The following is a 15,229-nucleotide window of genomic DNA, read 5'->3' on the forward strand; positions in this document are numbered from 1 at the left end:
GAGGCGTAGGGCAACGGTCTAGACTCCCTATATTACTACCCTACACGCTCAACTAATCGACTGTCTCGTAATCCGCAGTGACGGTCGCATCTGTCTCAAAGCTGAATCGGCTCATATCTGCTGCAACCGTTTCATCTTCAAAATTCATACCAGAAGTGGTGCGCATTTCAAAGGCAGAATTTTCGGAAGGTTGAGCACTTTCATAAACTGATGAACCAATGGTATACAACAGTTGCTGCAACCCGTCGAGATGCGTCTTTACTTCATCGATACTAACCTTTGGATCAGCGATCGCGCTTTTCAGCCCCACAATTTTCTCGTTTGCCTGCACTTTCAGACGATCGTTAATGAATGCGCCGCTTTCTCTCAGCGTCGTTTCATAGCTGTGGAATAAGTTGTCTGCTTGGTTCTTCAGTTCTACGAGGTGCTTTCGACGATTATCTTCCTCAGCAAAGAATTCGGATTCTTGCCGCATGCGCTCAATTTCAGCATTGCTCAAGCCGCCTGTGTTTGAGATTTCCACACTTTGGGCGCGTCCTGTCCCTTTGTCGCGGGCCGAAACTTTCAGAATTCCGTTGGCATCGATTTCAAATGCCACCTCAATTTGAGGCACACCTCTGGGTGCGGGCGGAATTCCAGTCAGTTGAAATTTGCCCAGACTCTTGTTATCTCTTGCCATTGCCCGCTCCCCTTGCAGGACATGAATTTCAACCGAGGTCTGTCCATCGGTTGCAGTTGAGAAGACTTGAGTTTTGCTGCTGGGAATCGTGGTGTTGCGATCGATCACGCGGGTAAACACTTCCCCTAACGTTTCAATTCCCAAAGACAGAGGTGTGACATCAAGCAGCAGCAGGTCTTTGACTTCACCGCCTAAAACTCCCGCCTGAATTGCAGCTCCCAGCGCTACCGCTTCGTCAGGATTCACAGAGCGATCGGCGGTTTTGCCGTTAAAAAACTTCTTCAGTGCTTCTTGAACGGCAGGAATGCGCGTCGAGCCACCCACTAACAAAATGCGATCGATATCTGCCGTAGACAAGCTCGCATCTTTTAACGCCTGCTCCATTGGATCGATCGTGGCTTGAATTAATCGGCTTGACAGCTCCTCAAATTTGGCACGAGTCAACTCGATTTCCAGGTGTTTCGGTCCTGTTTCGTCTGCGGTGATAAACGGCAAATTGATCGAAGTGCTGAGCGTCCCGGAAAGCTCGATTTTTGCTTTCTCGGCCGCTTCTCTTAGCCGTTGAAGCGCCATTTTGTCTTCAGTCAGGTTAATGCCTTCCTGCTGCTGAAACACCTCGTTTAGCCAATCTACAATACAAGCATCAAAGTCATCACCGCCCAGATGATTGTTGCCTGATGTGGCTTTTACTTCAAATACGCCATCCCCAAGCTGCAAGATCGAGACATCAAAGGTGCCGCCGCCTAAGTCAAAGACTAAAACGCACTGATCTTGATCTTGCTTATCCATTCCATAAGCTAGAGCTGCCGCAGTCGGTTCATTGATGATTCGCAACACTTCGAGTCCAGCGATCGTGCCTGCGTCTTTTGTCGCCTGACGCTGAGCATCGCTAAAGTAAGCAGGAACCGTAATCACCGCCTGTGTCACTGATTCGCCTAAGTAATTCTCTGCATCCTGCTTGAGTTTTTGCAGGATCATGGCGCTAATTTCCTGCGAGGTGTAATGGCGACCGCGAATTTGCACATCCACGGTCTCGTCTTTGCCCTTCGCGCAGTTGTAGGGGACTCGCGATCGCTCAATCTGTGTATCGTCCCATCGCCGTCCGATGAAGCGCTTAATACTAAATACCGTGTTTTCAGCGTTGGTGACAGCCTGCCGTTTTGCTAATTGACCGACTAGACGGACAGCTTCGCTGTGCCCTTGGGCACCGCCCGTTTTACCGAATCCCACCATGCTTGGCGTGGTTCTTCCGCCTTCAGAATTCGTGATGACGACGGGCTGCCCGCCTTCTAACACAGCTACACAACTATTCGTTGTTCCTAAGTCGATGCCGATGACTTTTCCCATATCTAGCGCTGCCGAAAGTACGCGAGGTGAACGCAGAACGCAAGGTTCCTAGTTAGTTTTCCGTAGCTACGGACAAAGCTGAACTAACTTTACAAAGGTTTCCCTGTTTCAGAATTTTCTTAACGTTGCGTTCACAGACAAGCCACGCTTGTCGATCGTCGTACTTTCACAGGTCGCTAACTTTGGCTAGTAGATTCGTCTTCGGGCGGTGCGGCAACTTTCACCATCGCATGACGCAATACTTTGTCATCGAGCGTATAGCCGCGCATTAGCTCTTCTACGACCGTTCCTTCAGGATGTTCGCTCGTCGGTTGGCGCATCACTGCTTCGTGCAGGTTTGGATCGAACTCCTTACCTTCTGCCCGCATCGGTGCTACTCCGACTTTCTTTAGGCGATCGACCATATCCTTGTAAACACCCTGATAGCTCTTGTGGATATTCGACTCGCTTTCGGTCTGGGGCTTGATCTGCGATCGAGCACGCTCAAAGTTGTCCACCACAGGCAGCAACTCTTTCACCGTATTGCATTTAATTTGCGTTTCTAGCTCTTCTCGCTCTCTCTGAGTGCGACGACGGAAGTTCTCGAAGTCTGCGGCGATTCTCATGTACTGATTGTTCAGTTCTTCCGCCTGCTTTTTCAGTCCTTCGATTTCTCGTTCTTTAGCGGCATAGTTCGATCGTAGCTCCATAAACGCCGCTTCATAATCCGTCGTGTCTTGGTCAGTAGAACCTTCTACACCAGAGTTGGTTTCCACAGCGTCGCTCGCTGGCTCAGATAGAGGATCAGAAGATTCACTGACGGGTGCTTGAACTTCATCGGGCTGCTGCTGCTGATTTTGTTCGTCGATCATTGTGCGCTAATTCCCCTGTATAGAACGCTGGCTTAAGCAAGCCTCTCTCATCCTAGCGAATGGGATGCTGGATGCCGCGCCGCTTATAACCGTTAAGCATCATATCGCACTGCTCTGGATTTAATCTCGCTCCGAAATGAAGCGATCGGCTTCATGCGTTCTTCAAAAAACATTTTGGGCATTCTCAATATGGTGATCTTCGTTCATCCGTTATGACAAATTCTTCTTCTGCCCGGCGTGCTCTTGTTGTCCAAAACAACTTTTCGCCGTTTGGTAACAAACTGATTCAATCTGGCTATGTCAATAACGAGCAGATGCAGCAGGCACTGATCGAGTGCCGCAAGTCAGGTAGACCGCTTACCGCAGTTCTAGAGGCGATGACCGGACAGCAGTTGTCGCCCGATCTGATTCGTCAATATAAAAAGCAGCAACTGTTTGAGTTGAAGATTCTCTACGGAGTTGAATCGCTAGATCCTGAGTTAAATCAAGTTTCCGCAACTCAAATCGGCAGCTTGATCGGCGAATTAATCCCGGTCGAACTCTGCCGCCGCTACAATCTCATCCCGCTTTCTCAAAACGAGGGCAATCCCCCGTCGCTCTTGGTGGCAATGGTTGATCCAGACAACCTCGCCGCTCAAGATGAGCTGAATCGAATTCTGCGTCCAAAGGGATTGGGGCTTCAGCGATTGGTGATTACGATCGACGATTACCAGCGCCTGATGTCAGGCTACATGGATGCACGGCTTGAACAGGAAAAGCAGCTCGAAGCGCAATCTAGGGTCGATGTTCGCTCTGACCTTGAAGGCTTAGAAGGACTGGCAGAACTGAAAGAAGACGACAGCGCCGAAATGGATCTCGATGCGTCAGCAGATGCAGAAGCGGCTCCGATCATTGCGCTGGTGAACAAGATTTTGATCAAAGCCCTGCAAATGGCGGTGTCTGACATTCACGTCGAGCCACAAGAAGAATCCCTCCGCATTCGGTTTCGCAAGGACGGTGTCTTGCGAGAAGCGTTTGAGCCATTCCCGAAGAAGATTATTCCGGCTGTGATCGCCCGCTTCAAGATTATTGCTCAACTCGATATTGCCGAGCGTCGCCAGCCCCAAGACGGTCGGATTCGCCGAATTTTTGATGGACGCAAGGTAGATTTCCGGGTGAACACGCTCCCCAGTCGATACGGCGAAAAAGTGGTGCTTCGGATTCTCGATAACTCCGCCACTCAGCTCGGCTTGGACAAGCTGATTACCGACGAAACCTCGCTTCATACGGTTCAAGAAATGGTGCGGCGACCGTTTGGATTGATCCTGGTAACAGGTCCAACTGGGTCAGGAAAAACGACGACGCTCTACTCAGCCCTGGCAGAGCGAAATGATCCAGGAGTCAATATTAGTACAGCAGAAGATCCGATCGAATATTCGCTTCCCGGCATCACCCAGGTTCAAGTGATCCGCGAAAAAGGCATGGACTTCGCCGCAATCTTGAGGGCCTTTCTCCGACAAGATCCCGATGTGATTCTGGTGGGTGAAACACGAGATAAAGAAACCGCAAAAACCGCGATCGAAGCTGCGTTAACGGGTCACTTGGTTTTGACGACCCTGCACACCAATGATGCGGCAGGTGCGATCGCTCGACTGGATGAAATGGGCGTTGAACCATTCATGGTTTCTGGTGCACTGATCGGCGTTGTCGCTCAGCGGCTCGTGCGAAAGGTCTGTGATGAATGCCGCATTCCTTACACTCCCACTCAAGCAGAACTGGCGCGATTTGGTTTAACCGGTGCGCGAGATGCTCAGTTGACCTTGTATAAAGCGAACACACTAACAGCACAAGAAATTCAAGACGCAAAGGTAGGGAGTCAGCTTTGTCAAAAGTGTAACGGGGTGGGCTACAAAGGGCGGTGCGGTGTTTACGAAGTCATGCGCGTAACCGAGAGTCTACAAACCCTAATCACTGAGGGCGCACCGACCGAGCGCATCAAAGAAGTCGCAGTCGAAGAAGGAATGCAAACCCTGCTTGCCTACAGCTTAGAACTTGTGCGCCAGGGACTTTGCACCCTCGAAGAAGTCGAGCGTGTCACTTTCACTGACACAGGGCTAGAAGCAGAACTCAAAGCGAAGCGCAAAAGTACACTTACCTGCCGGACTTGTGGTGCAGAGCTACAGCAAGACTGGCTCGATTGCCGTTACTGCACGACTCCCCGCTTTCAGGATTGATCTAGCTGTCCTCCAGAGTGAACTAATTTTCAATTTTCTCAATCTAGCAATCAGGAGCAAATCAAATGGAATTAATGATCGAAGACTTGATGGAACAACTGATCGAAATGGGCGGTTCAGACCTGCACCTGACGGCTGGACTGCCGCCCTATTTCCGCATCAGTGGTCATCTTCAGCCGATCAGCGATCAGGTTCTCAACGCCGAAGAGTGTCAACGGCTGATCTTCAGTATGCTGAACAACACACAGCGTAAGAACTTAGAGCAAAACTGGGAGCTTGACTGCTCTTATGGCGTTCGTGGACTGGCACGATTCCGGGTCAATGTTTACAAAGACCGCGGAACCTATGCCGCTTGTTTACGAGCACTCAGTTCCAAAATTCCGAACTTTGAGAAGCTGAATCTGCCAGATGTCGTGCGGGAAATGTCCGAAAAGCCAAGAGGATTGATTCTGGTGACAGGCCCGACTGGATCAGGAAAAACAACCACACTGGCAGCGATGATTGATTTGATCAATCGCACCCGCGCTGAACACATCCTCACGATCGAAGACCCGATCGAATTCGTGTACGAGCCGATTAAAAGTTTGGTTCACCAGCGTCAACTCGGTGAAGACACGAAGAGCTTTGCCAATGCCCTCAAAGCCGCGCTGCGTGAAGATCCAGACATCATTCTGGTGGGTGAAATGCGGGACTTAGAAACCATTTCGCTGGCGATTTCTGCGGCTGAAACAGGTCATTTAGTGTTTGGAACGCTGCATACCAGTTCTGCAGCTCAAACTGTTGACCGGATGATCGATGTCTTCCCCTCCGAGCGTCAAACTCAAGTCCGAGTCCAGCTTTCCAACTCGCTGGTTGCTGTCTTCAGTCAAACGCTGGTTCCCAAGAAAAATCCAAAACCCGGTGAATACGGACGAGTGATGGCGCAAGAAATCATGATCGTAACTCCTGCGATCGCAAACCTGATTCGCGAGGGTAAAACCGCGCAAATCTACTCTGCGATTCAAACGGGCGGAAAGCTGGGAATGCAGACCCTGGAAAAAGTCCTTGCTGATCAATACAAAGCAGGACTGATCACCTTTGAAGCCGCTGCCTCTAAAACCTCCCGCCCAGACGAACTTCAACGCCTCATCGGCGGAACACCAAACGGCGCTGCCGCCGGAGCCGCAGTCAAGCGCTAGTCCCACTTTCGCACTTCGTTCCCACCACTCCTACTGAAATCCTATGCCAATCTACGTTGCCCGCGTCCGAGATGCCAAAGGAAACGCCAAAAAAGAAAAAATCGTTGCTGATTCTCTCAGCGAAGCACGATCGGCACTGCGCGAACAAGGACTGTTTGTGCAAGAACTAAAGCAAAATGAGAGCTTTGACATCAATAAAAGTTTTGAAAATTTCCAAACTTCACTGGTCTCTGTTTCGGTCAAAGATCGAGCGGTTTTCTCCCGCCAATTTGCTGCCCTCGTTAATGCAGGGGTTGCCCTGGTTCGGGGGCTAGGCGTACTAGCGGATCAATGCACAAATCCCAAGCTAAAAAAAGCACTAATGGAGATTAGCAGCGATGTTCAGCAGGGGGTGAACTTATCCGACGCGATGCGGAAACATCCTCAATGCTTTGATGGCTTGTACGTCAGTATGGTGCAAGCCGGAGAAACAGGTGGGGTGCTAGATGAAGTGCTTAACCGTCTTGCCAAGCTGCTCGAAGATGTCGCTCGATTGCAGAACCAAATTAAATCCGCGATGAGTTATCCGGTTGTCGTTGGCTTTCTCGCAACAGCGATCTTTCTAGGAATGACGATCTTTCTCATCCCAATTTTTGCAGGTATTTTCAAGCAGCTTGGAGGCGACTTGCCCGCCTTCACGCAGTTAATGCTGGACATCAGTGCATTTCTGACGAGTCCTGCCGCCTTTAGTCTCTTAATCATTATTCCGCTCATCGTTTTTGCCTATAAGCAATACTACAAAACGCGGGTTGGACGAGAGACGATGGATCGCTTCTTTCTGAAGATGCCATTGTTTGGAGATTTGATCCAAAAAACGGCAACCGCAAGATTCTGCCGCACCTTTGGTGCCTTAACACGCTCCGGGGTTCCGATCCTCACTTGTTTAGAGATTGTGCGAGACACATCAGGCAATCAGATTGTGGCAAATGCGATCGACGAAGCCCGCAAAGAAATTCAAACAGGCGGCATGATCAGCATCGCGCTCCAAAAAGAGCAAGTCTTTCCAGCAATGGCAATTCAGATGATCAGCATTGGAGAAGAAACTGGAGAAATTGACAAGATGCTGATGAAAGTGGCTGATTTTTATGAGGATGAAGTAGAACAAGCCGTCAAAGCCCTGACGAGCATTATGGAACCAATTATGATTCTATTTCTTGGCGGCATGGTTGGAAGTATTCTAGTTGCGATGTACCTACCAATGTTCGCGATTTTCGACAAGCTGGGTTAGACCACGATCGCGCTCTTCATAGTGATTTGGGTCAGGTGGTTGGCGCTGAGACTGCTAGCATCTGACCTTTGTTCTCTGGATTGAATGCTATGGAAATTTCCGTTCAAAAAGCCCAGTACGAGGAACTACTTGCTACCTATAGCCATTCGCTCGAAGCGATCGAGCTTTTAAAGTGCCATCGTAGTTATCTTGAAATGATTCCTAGTATGCGTCGTGCCGAAGAGAGCGTCATTACAATTCCATTGCCGATCGTGCGAATCCGTCAGACCGTCCACGCGATCGATGCGACCAACATCACAGCCACCGAATCCCAGCTCCTACCCTGTGAGTTGGCAATTCTCATGTGTGATCCAGAGTGGAAGATTAAAACGGGTAAAGAAATCTTCGTGTTTATCCACCGACCTGATGAAGACTTCTCAGATCTACTCGGTCGATGGCGACGCACACAGCTAGCCTTGGGCAGAGAATACGAATGGGTAATGCCACCGCGATATCAGCACTTTCTCAACGATGGCGCAGAGAAAATTTATCCGCTTTTCGTTGTATTCGAGCAAACTGCTGAGCGGATTAAGCGGGGTCTAACTGGAGCACACTTACCGTTTGCAATTCAAGCAGCCCCTGAGAACTCTGCTGAAGCGCTGGAAACAACACTCTCTAACCAAGCTGAAGCATAAAAGCTCCAAGTGATAAACCACTTGGAGCTTTCCAGTTGCTCGATCTAATTTGGCTTGCGCTTCGACTTCTGCTTGCGATGATTCACAGCAATCATCGCGTGATCAACCGGAAATCCGGCAACCGGAATCACCTGATACTTGCGCTCTTCTTCTAGCTGCTTCAACTCGGCATAGTTGACCCAGTGAATACAATCAACCGGACAGGTGTCGATCGCTTCTTGAATCAATTCTTCAGAATCGCCATCTTGTCGAATGACCCGCGATCGACCATAATCTGGCTCGATGTAGAACGTGTTTCGTGCAACGTGAGCGCAGTGCTTACAGCCAATGCAAGTAATCTCGTCAACGTAAACTCCGCGCTGTCGAAAAACTCCCCCCAACTCAGGCTCTAGGCCCGATCGTCCCTCCGCTTCCCGCAGGAACCCACCCAACTCAGGCTCTAGACCTGAACGTTCAGGAGCAAGGTCAGAAGAGAAATGCTCCTCTTGAGGCAGTTGAAAGGAGTCAGGCATTACGCACTCCAGCGTTGTAGGACGAGGCGAATCGAGCCATCTTCATTCTTTTGCTGCTCAGACAACTGGAAGCCTTTTTGAGCACTTTCATTGACGATCGTGTGATACGCGTAACGCTGCGTCACCTTGCTTAAGAAACGATCAACTGAATGATCGAGCTTCCAGAATTGCAGGTCGGCAACCAATTCATACTCGTGACCGTTCCAGGCAAATCCGACATCGTAGCCGTTATCCTGCTCGATGACGACTTCCGCAGCTTGAGTCTGACCGCGATAACCTCGGACATCACGGGGGCCAGATTTCCAGTCCATGCCCAAATCAGACAGGGCGGACTGCAAAGAAGTCAGATTACGGATTTGTGTTTTAATTTGGCTAAAGTGTGACATGGCAGTGGTTATGATTCAAATTGCAAGGGGTTTAAACAAACTTACCAATCGCTGTAGGTTGCTTGGGTCTTAATGGTTTCGGAGGGTTTGACCGTCTGGGCAAAGTATTCAGAGGTGCGCTCTTGAGCCATCACTCGACCCAATTGCGCTTCGATCGCAGTTGTGACTTCCTCGCAGGAGGTTCCCACAATTCCGGTCACTTTTTCCTGCACTCGACCATCTGGATAAATAATGAACTCTAAGGTTTCCATGTGGCTTGCCCAAGGTAAGAAATATCCAGCAAAACAGCGACCTCACTTCAGAGATAAATTTCAATGGGATTTATCGAAATTTACCTGTTTTTAAGAGCTTAGCTATTTCGCTTTAAAACGTTACAGAACTTTGCAGTGAATAGAAGTAGCTTCTAATTAATTGTCAGTTTCGCTTAACTTCAAATTAGAGTCAAGACATCGCAACTCTGTACAGGTTATAAATGCCGGATTGCTCTCAATGCTTCTTCACGAAGAAGCAGAAGAGAAAAGCGAAAGTCTGCATCCCCTTCCAGCTTGACGAAGACTGAAGCGAGGGCGCAATAACCTCTTGATCCAACAGAATTGCGAGGTAAGCTCGCGGGACGCTTTACAGAAGTATGCATTTGTTTAATTCTCGCAGACTTCTATCAATAGGCTGATCCCCAGATGCTGCTCAGCCTGATCGAATTGAATCAGGAGTATCGCCGGATTTCAAAAGTAGCAAGTGAGGGGTCTTGCCCTACGGGGGAATTCATGAACTATGTGTAAATATTGTTACAACGAGTCACGTTTTGTCCTGTTTCTAGAACTCTGTAACCAACATGGTGCCCTCTATCACGCCAGGAACCCTGTTACGGCAGCGGTATTTGATCAAACAAGTTCTCGGTCAAGGAGGATTTGGGCGGACTTATCTCGCGGCCGATCAGGAACGCTTCAATGAATTGTGTGTCATCAAAGAGTTCACGGTTCCGTATCGGGATGACACCCTGGTAGAGAAAGCAAAAGCGCTGTTTCAACGGGAAGCGAGTACCCTTTATCAAATTCAGCATCCGCAGATTCCACAGTTTTGGGCAGCGTTTGAGAGCGACCAACGGCTCTTCCTTGTACAGTCTTACATCCAGGGGCAAACTTACCGCAGCCTGCTACAAGCGCGTCGATCGCAACAACAGACGTTCTCTGAAGCTGAGATTCTTTACTTATTGAGTCATTTATTGCCTGTTCTGGCTTATTTACACGATCGCGGCATCATCCACCGAGATATTTCGCCGGAAAATATCATTCTGAAACTGCCGGAGCGCGTAATTCCAGCCGAGGCTATCCCCCCTCAAGGGCTGCCTGTCTTGATTGATTTTGGAGCCGTAAAGGAAGCAGCAAGCCATTGGCCGATCATTTCGACGATGACTCGCGTGGGTAAGATTGGCTATGCTCCACCGGAGCAGCTGCAAACCGGAAATGTCTTTCCGCATAGCGATTTGTATGCGCTAGGTGCAACTTGCTTGGTACTGTTAACTGGACGAGAGCCACAAGCGCTGCTCGATAGCCAAACTTTAACCTGGCGATGGCAGCCCTACACGCAGCTGAGTGATCCACTCGCCAACGCACTTCAGAAAATGCTGGCGCTACATCCAAATGATCGCTATCAATCTGCTCAAGCAGCCTTAGCAGACGTGCAGCCGTTGATCCAAGCCGCAGTGAAAACAACGCTGCTCAATCCAAACCTGGAACCTTCTCAATCAATCGATCGAGAAATCGCACCCGCAGCGCGGGATCTGAGTCAGAAGCAATCTACTACGACCAGAAAAACTTCTCTGCTGATGGCAACTCAGTTAGGTCGTGGAATAGCAGACAAGCCGAAGCCTGGAACCGCTAAGCATCCAAACAGAAGATTGGCAAGGATGAACCGCTGGGCGGTGCCGAGCGCGATCGCCTCTAGCTTGATCATCTCAGGCGGAATCGGGCTGCATTTATTTAGAGTCACTGAGCCACTCCCCAGCACCCAGCAGATTAAAACCGATGCGCCATTTCGCAACAAATCTGGAATCACCAGTAATGGTCAGCCCCAGCAGATTCAGTTTGCGCCGGGTGCCATTTCGGCAGTAGTAGTGGGAAATTTAGACGAGCGAAATTCTGAGTCTTATACCCTCGAAGCGTCTCAAGGACAGTTTATGGCGGTGACGATCGAGGGAACGGGTGTCCTTATGAACTTGCTTCAGCAAAACGCACAGCCGATCAATAAATCATCGAACCAGACCCGCAGTTGGATGGGTCAGCTGCCAAAAACGGGTCAATATACGATCGAAGTGACTGGAACCGGAGCATATTCGATAGATGTGGCAATTCCGCCCGCTTCTCAGTTTGTAGACTCCAAGATTCAGCATATCCAGTTTCCTAGGGGGCAGAATCAAACCACTGTCACCGGGGAAGTTCAGCCAAAACAAGGACAACGATACTTGCTCAAGGCATCTGGTCGTCAGATTATGACAGTTCGTTCGCTCAAGGGCGATGTTTCTGTGGCTGTGCTGGCTCCGACAGGACAGCGAGTTGAGAGCCGTTCAGCAGAGGCGCACCACTGGCAGGGGCGATTGCCGATGGATGGAGAATACACGGTTGAAGTCACCTCAAAGCGCAAGCAGCCCTTTGCTCTAGCATTCGAGATCTATTAAAGCGTTACCAGCGTGGTGAGGGCGATCGTGCAGTACGATCGCCCTTTTTCTACTGTGCTTCCAGGAAAGTTTGAACGACGCCTTTTGGAGTGAGGCGTAACCGGATTGTAGGTGAGCCACCCCCTTTAATCGGCGAGACGAACGCCTGACCAGTAACCGGAAATGCAGAGTCAAGAAAGCGACCCGCAGCTTCACCCAACGGCTCAATTCTATCGATCGTGCCATCAGGCTTAATAGTGAGGCGATATTCGACATCCTCGGTCATGCCTTGGGGGGGGTTCCAGTTCTTCTGGAAGAATGTTTTCACTTCGGCAACTTGTGGAATGGCTGTTCCTGCTGCAAGAGAGGGGGGAGCTTGAAGACTAGCAGCAGCAGGTGAAGAAGCGCTGCGACCGGCAATCTGGACATCTCCGGTAGCTGGCGGAACGGGAGCCGTGTCGGAATTCGCCGATCGAGCCGCTGCATTTGGCGGAGTCGCGGGTGCTTTAGTCTGGTCGGGAATCGCCGCAACTGGCACATCTCGCACGGGAATCTCAAGCTGAGGGGGGGGAGCAGTCACCACGGGTTCTTGAGAGACTTTAAGCCTTGGAGCTTGAGCAGGCTGGGTTGGCGTTGTCGGAGCGGTACCAGGAGTCGGCACGGCTGTACCGGGAGGCAGGGAAGTGAGCGGAGGTGGAGCAGTTGGCAGGGTTGCGATCGTGTTGGGTGCGGTCGGACTCGGCAAAGGTTGAACCGGAAGCCGCTGATCGTTGCTGCTGGCTCCTTGACTGGTGGCGATTTGAGTTGGGGCAGATGGCTCGAAGACGCGCGCGATCGAGGCGGTAATACCGATTGCAACAATTAATCCGGCTGCGATCGTGCCCCAGGCGGGTGTCGCGTTGAGCCAACGAGGTTTTTCTAAAGTTGGCAAAGCTGTGACATCTGCAGAATATTCGTCGAGAGCCGCTGCGAGATCTGCGAGTTGCACTGCGCTCAGTTGCAGCATTGCGCCCGAAGCATCGTTAGCGAGGGTGCCGAGATAAAGCTGGTGGGAGATTAAACCCTTGGGTTGCAGATAGATTCCCGCAGAATTTTGCTGGGACTGAGCGATTAAATCGGGAGCGGGTTCTGCAACAGTCGTTGTGGAATACTGGCTGAAACGACTGGACTGACTGAGGAAGTTTTGAACGTAGTGGCTGACGGCATCGCTGAGGGCTTCGAGTTGGACACGATCGCCTCGAACGGTAGCCCATTGATCCTCGCTGACTCGTGGATCGTCAAAGCTGAGTTTAAAGCGAAGATTCTTTAGCACCGATTGTCCCATCCAGCGGGAAAGCGGTGAGTCTTTCGCGGCAATTTCTAAAGTGCAGGTGGGTGGAGTGTAACGGCGAATCACAGAGTTAGGTGAGGGCATGGGTTCAACAGTTAAGCACGTCAGTTCGGAGAGGCGGGCAGTGAGCGATCGAGCAAGGTTAGCCAAAGCCGTCGAACGCCCTGCGGACTGCCATAAAAGAGCAAATCGATCAGCAATTTTAGAGCAAGCTGGGTGAGGATCTCCGTGGAAACGGTATCGCCCTGTTCCATGCGCTCTTGGTAGGTGTTTTGGAAGGTGTCCAGGTAGTTGCCTAAGAGCGCCGCTTGATGGGGTTCGCGATTTTGCTCGGTGAGTTGTTCGAGCAGAGCCACAGCACGACGAATCAGTTCATTTTGCTGTTTTGCGAGGTGACAGATAATCAGCGTGAGTGCCCTTGCTTCATCGACATCCAGTTTTTTGCGTCCGCCTTGTCCTTTCCGCAAGGGACTCGATTGCCTCAGCCGCCAGAGTGAGACACGATCGCTAATCATTGATTCGAGATTCAATTCAGTTGCCGCTTGCAGCATGGCTTCTGAGGAGAGATTGGCGATCGCTTCGATTGCCAGCAAAATCAGATCCAGTTGAGCTTTGATGTTGTCTAACTGGTCGGGATTGGGCTGGGCGGAAAGGTGATGGTTTTCCCAGTTGGAGGGAGAGGCGGAGGGCTGCACAATCGAGGTCATAAATTCAGCTTAAGGAACACCCTTGAGAATGGGCGGATGGTTACAGGTCTTGAAACAGCGACTGCGTTCAATTTCAATTTGTTTCCTCGCCTAAATTCAACCACAGATCAGGCAAGGGACGAGAAAAGTTCTGCCAATAGATAGAGTTTCAACCGAGCAGGTTCTGAGTCAGGAAAAACGCGATCGCTGCACTCGAAATCGGCACCGTTAAGTTATCAATGCCAAATTTCGAGAATGCTTCTAATGCGGCTGCACTCAATCCTACGATTAGCGCAATCAGCCAGATTTGCCAGAGATTACCGATCGTTCCTAGCAAAATTAAGGCACAAACGGACGCGCTAATGATTGCCATTGCGCCAGATCCTTCCCAGCTTTTTTTCATATCCCAAAGGTGATAGGAATGCTTGCCGAAGCGCTGTCCGATCAATGCGGCGAATCCGTCTCCCCAGGTCATTACAAGAATTCCGATCGCGGCAAATTGTGGCTGAGCGATCGTCCAGAACCATGCGACTAAAACGCCAATACTGACGGCATAGAAGAACGTCCCGAAGCTTTTTCGTCCAATGCTGTTGATATTGGGCAGGATTGGGACGTAATAGGAGAGCAGTGTGATTGCGCTAAAGACGATTGAGGCCCCCACACCCAGCCAGAGCGGAGTATTCAGCCACCAGGCAATCAGAATGACGTTGCCTGTGCCGATGTGAATCACCTTGCGAACCAGTTCGTTACTGTTGGTCGATCGATTGGCAATTTCGGCACACACGCCGACTAGCGAAAGCCAGAGGAGGACGATCGCAATTTGCCCAAATAGAGAATGAGTCCAGCTAGAATCCACAGATTTTCCATCTAACCCGATGTTTTCACTTTATCGGGTTTGGCTGTCAGAAAGGATCGTCCATGCGCCATAGCGATCGCTATAATGCGCCAAAATTTTCTCTACTTGGTTTCGCACTTGCGAGTTATTGGGATCAGAAAATTCGATTTCCAGGCTGCCAATTTGGCTCAGCGTGTATTCAAATTGCTGGGAAGCCTGGGGAGTGAGGCGAGTTTGAACGCCATCGACTTGAGTGAGGTGGGCTGCAACTTCGCGGTAGACTGCCAGCGGTAGGGTTGGATTTTGAACTGAATAACTCACAGCGATTTTCCGTTTCCATTCGCATTGTAAGGAGGCAGGGTACAGCAATTCACTTCATCAAGGCAAACTTTGCCCCATTGGAGCGCCCATCTAACGAGGGCGACGCGGTTTTCGGTTTCAGTTTTGGTCAGGATATTGCTGATATGGTTATCAACCGTTCGCTTGCTGATTTCTAGTTTTTCCGCGATGTCTTGGTTGGTTAAGCCAGCGGCTACTAATTCAATAACCTGCAACTCGCGTTCCGAGAGCGGCGCTTGTGCTTGAGATTCACCGTCTGACATAACGATATCCTACGCT

At 50.3% G+C, this 15,229-nt stretch carries 15 protein-coding genes; 5 read left to right on the plus strand and 10 right to left on the minus strand.

Going from position 1 to position 15,229, the window contains the following annotated elements:
* Positions 1–52 precede the first annotated feature (52 nt).
* Together dnaK and grpE are read right to left on the minus strand one after the other, a co-directional pair.
* Complete coding sequence (gene dnaK, locus NC981_RS12775) at positions 53–2,026, minus strand: molecular chaperone DnaK (RefSeq protein ID WP_190378967.1); 1,974 nt, start codon at positions 2,024–2,026, stop codon at positions 53–55.
* A 176-nt stretch (positions 2,027–2,202) separates the two neighbouring features.
* The gene (gene grpE / locus NC981_RS12780) at positions 2,203–2,877 is read right to left on the minus strand and encodes a nucleotide exchange factor GrpE (protein ID WP_190378966.1); all 675 of its coding nucleotides are present in this window, start codon (positions 2,875–2,877) and stop codon (positions 2,203–2,205) included.
* Between the two features lie 212 nt (positions 2,878–3,089).
* Between grpE and NC981_RS12785 the strand changes: the two genes are divergently transcribed.
* The 4 genes from NC981_RS12785 (at position 3,090) to NC981_RS12800 (ending at position 8,209) form a co-directional block, all read left to right on the plus strand.
* The gene (locus tag NC981_RS12785; protein ID WP_348243127.1) at positions 3,090–5,090 is read left to right on the plus strand and encodes a GspE/PulE family protein; all 2,001 of its coding nucleotides are present in this window, start codon (positions 3,090–3,092) and stop codon (positions 5,088–5,090) included.
* Between the two features lie 65 nt (positions 5,091–5,155).
* Positions 5,156–6,268: a type IV pilus twitching motility protein PilT gene (locus NC981_RS12790; RefSeq protein ID WP_348243128.1), complete on the plus strand. Its 1,113-nt coding sequence runs from the start codon at positions 5,156–5,158 to the stop codon at positions 6,266–6,268.
* Between the two features lie 43 nt (positions 6,269–6,311).
* Complete coding sequence (locus NC981_RS12795; protein WP_190378963.1) at positions 6,312–7,535, plus strand: type II secretion system F family protein; 1,224 nt, start codon at positions 6,312–6,314, stop codon at positions 7,533–7,535.
* A gap of 95 nt (positions 7,536–7,630) precedes the next feature.
* Positions 7,631–8,209: a hypothetical protein gene (locus NC981_RS12800; protein WP_348243247.1), complete on the plus strand. Its 579-nt coding sequence runs from the start codon at positions 7,631–7,633 to the stop codon at positions 8,207–8,209.
* 44 nt (positions 8,210–8,253) lie between these two features.
* On the opposite strand, the gene NC981_RS12805 is transcribed toward NC981_RS12800, so the two are convergent.
* From NC981_RS12805 to NC981_RS12815, 3 genes are read right to left on the minus strand one after another with little or no spacing between them, the layout of a single operon-like run.
* A complete protein-coding gene (locus NC981_RS12805; protein WP_348243129.1) occupies positions 8,254–8,721 on the minus strand; it encodes a ferredoxin in 468 nt (155 codons plus the stop codon).
* Positions 8,721–9,107, minus strand: coding sequence for a DUF1257 domain-containing protein (locus NC981_RS12810; RefSeq protein WP_348243130.1), 387 nt, complete (start codon positions 9,105–9,107; stop codon positions 8,721–8,723). Before NC981_RS12810 ends, NC981_RS12805 begins: the two co-directional genes overlap by 1 nt.
* Positions 9,108–9,148: 41 nt before the next feature.
* Positions 9,149–9,358: a DUF2997 domain-containing protein gene (locus NC981_RS12815; RefSeq protein ID WP_190378960.1), complete on the minus strand. Its 210-nt coding sequence runs from the start codon at positions 9,356–9,358 to the stop codon at positions 9,149–9,151.
* A 581-nt stretch (positions 9,359–9,939) separates the two neighbouring features.
* On the opposite strand from NC981_RS12815, the gene NC981_RS12820 reads away from it, so the two are divergent.
* Complete coding sequence (locus NC981_RS12820) at positions 9,940–11,781, plus strand: serine/threonine-protein kinase (RefSeq protein ID WP_348243131.1); 1,842 nt, start codon at positions 9,940–9,942, stop codon at positions 11,779–11,781.
* A gap of 49 nt (positions 11,782–11,830) precedes the next feature.
* Here the strand turns inward: NC981_RS12820 and NC981_RS12825 are convergent, their stop codons facing one another.
* From NC981_RS12825 to NC981_RS12845, 5 genes are all read right to left on the minus strand, one after another.
* On the minus strand, positions 11,831–13,240 hold the full coding sequence (locus NC981_RS12825) for a DUF4335 domain-containing protein (RefSeq protein ID WP_348243132.1): 1,410 nt from the start codon (positions 13,238–13,240) through the stop codon (positions 11,831–11,833).
* The gene (locus NC981_RS12830) at positions 13,195–13,797 is read right to left on the minus strand and encodes a DUF3038 domain-containing protein (RefSeq protein WP_348243133.1); all 603 of its coding nucleotides are present in this window, start codon (positions 13,795–13,797) and stop codon (positions 13,195–13,197) included. Before NC981_RS12830 ends, NC981_RS12825 begins: the two co-directional genes overlap by 46 nt.
* A 148-nt stretch (positions 13,798–13,945) precedes the next feature.
* Positions 13,946–14,632 carry a diacylglycerol/polyprenol kinase family protein gene (locus NC981_RS12835; RefSeq protein WP_348243134.1) on the minus strand — a complete coding sequence of 229 codons (687 nt, stop codon included), beginning with the start codon at positions 14,630–14,632 and terminating at the stop codon, positions 13,946–13,948.
* Positions 14,633–14,662: 30 nt separating this feature from the next.
* Complete coding sequence (locus NC981_RS12840; RefSeq protein ID WP_190378955.1) at positions 14,663–14,932, minus strand: hypothetical protein; 270 nt, start codon at positions 14,930–14,932, stop codon at positions 14,663–14,665.
* On the minus strand, positions 14,929–15,213 hold the full coding sequence (locus NC981_RS12845) for a response regulator transcription factor (RefSeq protein ID WP_190378954.1): 285 nt from the start codon (positions 15,211–15,213) through the stop codon (positions 14,929–14,931). Before NC981_RS12845 ends, NC981_RS12840 begins: the two co-directional genes overlap by 4 nt.
* Positions 15,214–15,229 lie beyond the last annotated feature (16 nt).

Origin of the sequence: Leptolyngbya sp. DQ-M1 (genome assembly GCF_039962505.1) — a bacterium.
In the GTDB taxonomy this organism is placed as follows: domain Bacteria; phylum Cyanobacteriota; class Cyanobacteriia; order Leptolyngbyales; family Leptolyngbyaceae; genus Leptolyngbya.

Excerpts from the sequence above, each read along its gene's own strand:
- dnaK (WP_190378967.1), bottom strand. The coding sequence starts at position 2,026 with ATGGGAAAAGTCATCGGCATCGACTTAGGAACAACGAATAGTTGTGTA.
- grpE (WP_190378966.1), bottom strand. The coding sequence starts at position 2,877 with ATGATCGACGAACAAAATCAGCAGCAGCAGCCCGATGAAGTTCAAGCA.
- NC981_RS12820 (WP_348243131.1), top strand. The coding sequence starts at position 9,940 with ATGGTGCCCTCTATCACGCCAGGAACCCTGTTACGGCAGCGGTATTTG.
- NC981_RS12810 (WP_348243130.1), bottom strand. The coding sequence starts at position 9,107 with ATGTCACACTTTAGCCAAATTAAAACACAAATCCGTAATCTGACTTCT.
- NC981_RS12830 (WP_348243133.1), bottom strand. The coding sequence starts at position 13,797 with ATGACCTCGATTGTGCAGCCCTCCGCCTCTCCCTCCAACTGGGAAAAC.
- NC981_RS12815 (WP_190378960.1), bottom strand. The coding sequence starts at position 9,358 with ATGGAAACCTTAGAGTTCATTATTTATCCAGATGGTCGAGTGCAGGAA.
- NC981_RS12845 (WP_190378954.1), bottom strand. The coding sequence starts at position 15,213 with ATGTCAGACGGTGAATCTCAAGCACAAGCGCCGCTCTCGGAACGCGAG.
- NC981_RS12790 (WP_348243128.1), top strand. The coding sequence starts at position 5,156 with ATGGAATTAATGATCGAAGACTTGATGGAACAACTGATCGAAATGGGC.
- NC981_RS12795 (WP_190378963.1), top strand. The coding sequence starts at position 6,312 with ATGCCAATCTACGTTGCCCGCGTCCGAGATGCCAAAGGAAACGCCAAA.
- NC981_RS12785 (WP_348243127.1), top strand. The coding sequence starts at position 3,090 with ATGACAAATTCTTCTTCTGCCCGGCGTGCTCTTGTTGTCCAAAACAAC.
- NC981_RS12805 (WP_348243129.1), bottom strand. The coding sequence starts at position 8,721 with ATGCCTGACTCCTTTCAACTGCCTCAAGAGGAGCATTTCTCTTCTGAC.